This is a genomic window from Streptomyces boluensis (assembly GCF_009908195.1).
GTDB lineage: Bacteria > Actinomycetota > Actinomycetes > Streptomycetales > Streptomycetaceae > Streptomyces > Streptomyces boluensis.
Map to the genome: position 1 here is coordinate 1 of NZ_JAAAHS010000672.1, position 1872 is coordinate 1872.

1 protein-coding gene and 1 pseudogene are annotated in these 1872 nt (G+C 73.0%); one reads left to right on the forward strand and one right to left on the reverse strand.

Annotated elements, in window-relative coordinates; all coding sequences use genetic code 11:
- Positions 1–387 (forward strand): annotated as a pseudogene (locus GUY60_RS37305) (bifunctional 3'-5' exonuclease/DNA polymerase); the annotation flags it as partial.
- 120 nt (positions 388–507) lie between these two features.
- On the opposite strand, the gene GUY60_RS37310 reads toward GUY60_RS37305, so the two are convergent.
- On the reverse strand, positions 508–1554 hold the full coding sequence (locus GUY60_RS37310; protein WP_187370229.1) for an enoyl-CoA hydratase/isomerase family protein: 1047 nt from the start codon (positions 1552–1554) through the stop codon (positions 508–510).
- Between the last annotated feature and the right edge of the window lie 318 nt (positions 1555–1872).

The window sequence follows — 1872 nt, forward strand, 5'->3', positions numbered from 1 at the left end:
GAGCACGGGGGCGGGAGCGGGAGCGGGACTGGCGCGTCCGGTGCGGGCGGCGCGTCCGGTGCTGACGAGTGGGTGCCGGGGTACGCGTCCACCAACTCCCGTGCGCGCGGCCGCTTCACACGGAATTTCGTCGTGCAGGGCAGCGCGTCCGACTGGGCTCTGGTGCTGCTCGCCGCGCTCCGGCACGCCCTCGCCGACATGGCGGCCGAGCTGGTCTTCTTCCAGCACGACGAGGTGATCGTGCACTGCCCCGAGGAGGAGGCCGCGGCGGTCGTCGAGGCCATCGCGGCGGCCTCACTCGAAGCGGGGCGGATCGTCTTCGGCGAGACCCCGGTGCGGTTCCCGTTCAGTGCGGCGGTGGTGGAGTGTTACGCCGACGCGAAGTGAGGGTGCTTCGAGCGTCGGTCACGGGCACCGGGTTGCGAGCACCTGGTTACGGGTTACGGGTTACGGGTTACGGGCACCCGACGCTAGACCCCTCAGTGGGCACCGCTCAGTGGGCACCGCTCACACCAACCCCGCACCCGAGAAGTGCCGTTCGACCTCCGCCTCGGTGACGGCGGACAGTTCGGCCGGGGACCAGCGGGGACTGCGGTCCTTGTCGACGACCTGCGCCCGCACCCCCTCGACCAGGTCGGGTCCGGCGAGGGCCACGCACGACACCCGGTACTCCTGGTCGAGCACCGCGTCGAGCGTGCCGAGCGCGCGGGCCCGGCGCAGCGCCTCGAGCGTGACCTTCACCGCGGTCGGCGAGTGGCCGAGTACGCGCGCGGCGGCCTCCTTGGCCGCATGCTCCCCGTCGTCCCCGTGGGCGGTGAGGCGCCGGACGATCTCCTCGACGGAGTCGGCGGCGTAGCAGGCGTCGATCCAGTGCCGCTGCCCGGCGAGGGCGGACGGCGGCGCCTCGACCGTGAACTCACCGAGTACATCGTCCAGTTGACGCCCGTCGAGCGCGGCACGCAGCGCGGGCAGCCGCTCGGCGGGCACGAAGTGGTCGGCGAACCCGCAGTGCACGGCGTCGGCACCGCTCATCGCGTCCGCGGTGAGCCCGAGATGCGTCCCCAGCTCACCGGGCGCCCGCCCGAGGAGGTACGTACCGCCGACATCCGGCACGAACCCGATGCCGACCTCCGGCATCGCGACCCGGGACCGCTCGGTCACGATCCGCACACTGCCGTGCCCGGCGAGGCCGACGCCGCCGCCCATGACGATGCCGTCCATGAGCGCGACGTACGGCTTGGGGAAGCGGGCGATGCGCGCGTTGAGCCGGTACTCGTCGCGCCAGAACGCCCGCGCCGAGGCGCCGTCGTCGGTCAGCGCCGAGTCCCGGATGGCCCGGATGTCACCGCCCGCGCACAGCCCGCGCTCGCCCGCCCCGTCGAGTACGACGTACGCGATCCGCTCGTCGTGCTCCCAGGCGGTGAGGGCGGCGTCGATCCGGCGGACCATCGCGTGGTTGAGGGAGTTGAGGGCGCGCGGCCGGTTCAGGGTGAGATGTCCGGCACTGCCGCGCACCTCGACCAGAACCTCGACGTCGGCCTGTCCGTGCGCCACCACCTCCGCAGCCGCCGCCTCGGACCCGTCCCGGTTGACCTGCACCTGCGGCACCTCGCCCCTCGACGCTCTCGCCCGGTCCCGTACAACCGGGGCCCGCGGATATCGCACGCATCCCGCGCGGCTGACCAGCACCCGAGCGTAACGGACGGGATCACGGCGGAACGGGCGGGATCACAGCGGAACCGGCGGGCGCCGAGCAGTGGCCGCACCCTGATAACCGCCCCGATGAACACCCCGACAAAACCCCCTAGTCCAACGGCACCCAAACCGCCCGCTCGCCACCCTCAGCCACACCCTCAGCCGCACCCCCGGCCC